We start from the raw sequence: 6198 nt of genomic DNA on the forward strand, positions 1-6198 counted from the left end.
TACATTATAACGTTCGGAGTTCGTTAAATTCCGACAAGAGGAGAGCGAATCATGAGAAAAATATCATTGAAAATGCCGGTAGCAGCAGTCATGACATCCTTGCTCATTCTTACTACAGCCTGTTCGGGCGGAAGCTCAAGCACAGGCACAACCAGTGATGGCAAGAAGGAAGTAACTGTATCGTTCCGTTCTTCAGGATCTGAAGATACACTTACGAAGTTTTTCCAATCAGGCTTGGTGGATCAATTTGAAAAAGAAAACCCGGATATCAAAATCAACATTGCGCCTGTACTGGCAAGTGAAGGCGATTATACGTCCAAAATGGTTCTGCAAATGAAATCCCCGGATACGGCACCGGATGTCATTGCTGAAGATACATCCATCATCAAATCCGATGCTGCTGCGGGATATCTGGAGCCGCTGGATACACAGGTTCAGGGATGGCCCGATTGGGAAGAACACATCATCGACAACCTGAAGGCAGGGGTTACCGGAGAAGACGGCAAAGTGTACGGCGTTCCGGCTACCTCGGATACACGCGGAATCTGGTACAACAAGGAACTGTTTCAACAGGCGGGACTTGAAGTTCCGTTCAAACCTGCAAGCTGGGCAGAAGTACTCGAAGCAGCACGTACGATCAAGCAAAAACTGCCGGGTGTGACACCACTTAATATGATCGTGGGCAAAGCAAACGGTGAAGGTGTCACCATGCAAACACTGGAAATGCTGCTCTATGGTACGGCGGACACGCTGTATAACGACACCAGCAAGAAATGGGTCGTGAACAGCCCGGGGCTGCTGGATTCCTTCAAATTCATAGATCAAGTGTTTAACACGGATAAAACAGGTCCAACCATGCAGGTTTCCCTGAATGGACAAGCTGGCAGTATTGCATTCCAGCAACAGTTCCCGCAAGACAAATTGGCGATGGCTGTAGATGGTAGCTGGGCAGGTTCGACATGGGCCGAGAACGGTGCTGCTCCAATCGCCAACGTTGAAGAGAAAATAGGCTTTGCACCATTCCCAACACAAAATGGGGAAGAACCTGGAGCAACTACGATGTCTGGAGGATGGGCTTGGTCTGTTCCTGCACAGGCGAAAAACAAGGAAGAGGCTTGGAAATTTATCGAGTTTCTGATGAATAAGGAAAATGCGACTGCTCGTGTAGTAGCGGAAGGCAGCCTCAGCCCACGTAATGATTCCACAGAAGTTGAAGGTTATACGGATCGTCCTTATACCAAAGAAGCACAGGAACTCTTGAATGTGGCCCACTTCCGTCCAGCGAACGATCAATATGCAGCGGTATCCGCACAATTGCAAAGCATTGTTGAGAGTATTGCCTCTGGCAAGCTGACGCCGGAAGAGGGAGTTACGCAATTGAAGGACAATGTATCCCGTTCCCTTGGCGCGGACAGCATCGAAGAGAAATAAGGATATCGATATATTCGGAGGGGGAGGCATAATCTCCCCTTTTTCCGGTTCGAATGGAGAGTGACTTATGAAAAGGAAAGCACCAGGCTCATTTCTGTTTCTAATGCCTTCCGTACTGTTATTACTTGTGTTTTTCATTGTTCCCATCATTCTGACGATCTGCTTTGCCTTTACGAATATGGCTCTGACCGGGGCGGCAGCCAAGAGTTTGGAGTTTGTTGGATTCCAGAATTTCATTAATATGTTCCATGATCCGGACTTCCGAATTAGTGTCTGGCGCACCATGGTATTTCTCATCTTCTCCGCAGTGATTGGTCAGGTATTGCTTGGATTCATCCTGGCTCTTCTAATGAAGGAGAAAAATGTGACGTTCCGCCGGGTCATCGGCATCATCGTCATTGCCGGTTGGGTGACACCCGAGATTGTTGTGGCATTCTGTATGGTCGCCTTTTTCAGTGACAATGGTTCATTGAATCAGATCCTCGGCTGGTTTGGGGCGAATCCAGTCTCCTGGTTGTTCAGTTTCCCTATGGTGAGTGTAATTATCGCAAATATCTGGCACGGCACAGCCTTTTCGATGATGGTCTATCAGTCGGCACTGGATGATATCCCGAAGGAAGTTGAAGAAGCTGCGATTATTGACAGCGCCACCGGGTTCCAGATTGTTAGACACATTACGATTCCAATGGTAAAAGGGTCCATCGTGACCAACATGATGTTGGTTACTCTACAGACACTGGGTGTTTTCACGCTGATCTATACGATGACCGGTGGTGGCCCGGGTACTTCGACACAAACCTTGCCGATCTTCATGTACAATCAGGCCTTTGTGAACTATCAGTTTGGATACGGCACAGCCATATCTCTGGTTCTGTTGTTCATCGGTATTATCGCCAGCCTGTTCTACATGCGATCCATGAAAGTGAAAGTGTAACCATAAAGGAGGTTCGATCCCTATGGTCAAACATGGGCTTCAACGCAAAATCCAGTACGGGATTCTAGTTTTTCTAGGGCTCTGTTTTTTATTGCCGCTGCTCTGGATCATTCTGGCTTCATTTGACCCAAACGCGCAACAGGGCATCAAAATGCCCAGTACCTGGACCATTCAAAATTTCAAGGATGTACTCGGGGATTCGAGCAATCTTCGTTCATTCGGTGTAGGCCTGATTCTGTCGGGAGGGCAAGCGATATTGGTTGTTCTGGTATCGGTTCTTGCTGCTTATCCATTATCCCGTTATGAAATGAGATTCAAAAAAAGCTTCTTGTTATCGATTCTGTTCATGACAGCTCTTCCGATTACTGCCGTGATGGTTCCGGTATTTCAAATGTTTCTGTTCTTCAAAATGCAAAATAGCATCATCGCCACGATGCTGTTCCTGACCGCATCCTCACTTCCTTACGGCATCTGGATGATGAAAAACTTCATGGATTCGGTGCCAATCGATTTGGAAGAATCGGCATGGATTGACGGAGCGTCCGTGTGGAGTAGTTTGAGACGAATCGTGGCGCCATTGATGTTGCCGGGTATTGCAACGATAGCGATATTTACCTTTTCGGGAAGTTGGGGCAACTTCTTCGTGCCATACATCCTGCTCCAGACACCGGAGAAACTTCCGGCATCGGTCACGATTTATCAATTTTTCGGCAGCCACGGTATGGTTGAATACGGCAGGTTGGCTGCATTTTCACTACTTTATACAATGCCTTCGGTTGTGCTATATATCTTCTCCCAGCGTTACATGTCCAAAGGATTCAGCATGGGCGGGGCAACCAAAGGTTAATGACAGGAGGTACGTAACATGACAACCAAAAAGACGGCACATCTCATCTCGCATACCCATTGGGACCGCGAATGGTATATGCCTTATGAACACCATCATGTACTGCTCATTGAGCTGATGGATAAACTGCTGGATACGCTCGATCAGGACCCGGAATATCGCTATTTCCATCTGGATGGTCAGACGATTATTCGTGAAGATTATTTGCAGGTTCGGCCCGAACAACAGGAGAGGCTCGACCGTTATATTCGTGAAGGACGCATCCATTTTGGTCCATGGTATGTGTTACAGGATGAGTTTCTGACCAGCGGCGAGGCCAACTTGCGCAATCTGCTCATCGGTCATCGTGATGCTCGACCTTTGGGTGTGATATCCAAGACGGGATACTTCCCAGACTCGTTCGGAAATATGGGACAGGCACCGCAGATTCTGCAACAGGCGGACATTCATAACGCAATCTTCGGGCGCGGGGTAAAGCCTACCGGATTCAATAATGCCGTGGTTGATGCGGATAGTTACGAATCTCCCTATTCCGAGATGATCTGGCGTTCGCCGGATGGTTCGGAAGTACTCGGCATTTTGTTCGCGAACTGGTACTGTAATGGGATGGAAGTTCCGGTTGATCGGGAGAAAGCCGAAGTATATTGGGATAAAAATTTGGAGGATGCCGAGAAGTTTGCCTCGACTTCACATCTGCTGTTCATGAATGGTTGTGATCATCAGCCAATCCAGACGGATCTGCCTGAGGCTTTACGTACGGCGGCTGCGTTGTATCCTGATGTTGAATTTATTCACTCCAATTTTGACGATTACATTGAGGCGGTTACGAAAGATGTTCCTGAGCATCTGGCGACTATCGAAGGCGAGCTTCGCAGTCAGCACACGGATGGTTGGGGAACACTGGTGAATACGGCATCTGCCAGGGTTTATCTGAAACAGTTGAATCAGCAGGGGCAGACGTTGCTTGAAAAAGTAGCCGAACCACTCGCCGCCATGGCCCATATAGCTGGGGTAAAGGATTATCCGCACCATCTGTTGACACATGCATGGAAGATGCTGATGCAGAACCACCCGCATGATAGCATCTGCGGATGCAGTGTGGATGAGGTTCACCGTGAGATGGTGACCCGCTTCGCCAAGAGCAGACAGCTTGCAGAGAAATTGGTTTCCCAGAGTGCGCAGGCGATTGCTGAGTCCATTCATGTGCAACCTGCTGAGGCTTGGGGAGAGGAAGCGGTGCCGTTCACTGTGTTCAACACGAGTGGTTGGAATCGAAATGGAATCATTGAGATGGACCTGATTGTGGACAAAGCATTTTTCCCGGAAGGTCCTCATCCTCAAGCCCTTGCGCAAAAGTTGGAAGAGGCTGCGTTACCAGCGTATCAGCTGGTCGATTCAGATGGACGCACGTATTCGGCAGAAATCAAGAATCTGGGTGCGCATTTCGGCTATGAACTTCCAAAGGATCGCTTCCGACAGCCTTATATGGCTCGTAAAGTAAGAGTGACTTTCCAGGTGGTGGATGCACCTTCTCTGGGCTATAAGACGTATGCTCTCATTCCAGTGGAGAAACAAGCAGAGAGTGCTGAAGTGCCCGATATGAGCGAACTCATCCAGGTTCAGGGAATGATGATGGAGAACGGTCAATTGCGGGTGACGGTTGAAGAGAATGGTACGGCAACGATTGAAGATAAGGTCTCAGGTGCTGTATACCAGGGATTGAATTCATATGAGAATACCGGTGATATCGGCAATGAATATGTCTACCGTCAACCCGAGGGAGAGACAACGCTGACCACGGAGCATCTGAAGGCGGACCTGCGGATTGTGGAGCAGTCTCCGTATCGGGCAGTTATGCAAAGTGTATTACGCTGGGATATTCCTGCTGGAGCAGATGAACTGTTTGAGCTGGAGAAGCGCCAAATGGTTCCTTTTACAGAACGGAAGGCACAGCGAGTCGAGAACACTGTTCCCTTGGTGATTACGACAACGTATACGTTGGAAGCGGGCAGTAATATGGTCAAGGTAAAATCTGACTTTAACAATCAGGCCAAGGATCATCGACTGCGTGCATTATTTCCATCCGGACTGGTGACAGAGGAGCATTATGCAGATTCCATCTTTGAAATTGCCAAACGTTCCAATACACCGGCAAAGGAATGGGTGAATCCAAGTAATGCACAGCATCAGCAAGCGTTTGTACATGTGACCGATGGTGATCATGGCTTGATGATTGCAAACAAAGGGCTGAATGAATACGAGATTTTACAGCATGAAGAGGGCAGTACGATTGCAGTTACGCTGCTGCGTGCCTCTTCGGAACTGGGAGATTGGGGTGTGTTTGAAACACCGGAAGCCCAATGTCTGGGACCTCAGAGTGTGGAATATGCGATTATTCCATTTGCGGGCGATGCTGCACAGTCAGGTGCATGTGCATCCGCATACGTGTATCCGATTCCGTGGACGACTGTACAGCAAGGGGCACTTGCGTATACATTTGAGCGAGAAAGTCATGCCGGTGCCGATGGGTACAAGGTGGAACTGCCTCTGTCGAAGCAATGGCTGGCATGGAATGCACAAGGTTCGTCACTAGCCTTCTCCACATTGAAGATCGCAGAGGAAACCGGAGATTTGATTGCTCGCTGGTATAATCTAAACTCCGAACCCGTTGAGTTGAACGTGCAAACTGGATTCGAAACTGCCTCCGTTTATGAGAGCGATGTGCTGGAACGGGTTAAGGGCAAGTTGGAGGGGCATAGCCAGACGGTATCGGGGTACAAGATTGTTACACAAGGGTATACGTTACGGTGAGTTGATTTTTGAATATCATAACTATAAAAACCTTCTGTTCACGGTAGTGTGGTATTATCCCCTTTAAGTAGACATTTGAAAAAACCTTCATGTTATCATGAGGGTTCAAGTGACACTTGGAGGGGATATTTTTATGGCCAAAAAAGGACAAACATTTCACACGTATACCGAAGAA

The 6198-nt window shown here is 48.2% G+C and carries 4 protein-coding genes; all 4 read left to right on the plus strand.

Annotation, left to right across the window (positions count from 1 at the left end; all coding sequences use genetic code 11):
* The first annotated feature begins 51 nt into the window (after positions 1 to 51).
* The 4 genes from PAEAM_RS22085 (at position 52) to PAEAM_RS22100 (ending at position 6023) form a co-directional block, all read left to right on the plus strand.
* Entirely contained in the window at positions 52 to 1431 is a 1380-nt protein-coding gene (locus tag PAEAM_RS22085) for an extracellular solute-binding protein (protein ID WP_100528982.1), read from the plus strand.
* 67 nt (positions 1432 to 1498) lie between these two features.
* A complete protein-coding gene (locus PAEAM_RS22090) occupies positions 1499 to 2365 on the plus strand; it encodes a carbohydrate ABC transporter permease (RefSeq protein ID WP_100528983.1) in 867 nt (288 codons plus the stop codon).
* Positions 2366 to 2387: 22 nt separating this feature from the next.
* Complete coding sequence (locus PAEAM_RS22095; protein WP_036608291.1) at positions 2388 to 3212, plus strand: carbohydrate ABC transporter permease; 825 nt, start codon at positions 2388 to 2390, stop codon at positions 3210 to 3212.
* A gap of 18 nt (positions 3213 to 3230) precedes the next feature.
* Positions 3231 to 6023, plus strand: a complete 2793-nt coding sequence (locus PAEAM_RS22100; protein ID WP_100528984.1) for an alpha-mannosidase — start codon at positions 3231 to 3233, stop codon at positions 6021 to 6023.
* Positions 6024 to 6198 lie beyond the last annotated feature (175 nt).

It is taken from the genome of Paenibacillus sp. GM1FR, from assembly GCF_002803315.1.
In the GTDB taxonomy this organism is placed as follows: Bacteria; Bacillota; Bacilli; order Paenibacillales; family Paenibacillaceae; genus Paenibacillus; species Paenibacillus amylolyticus.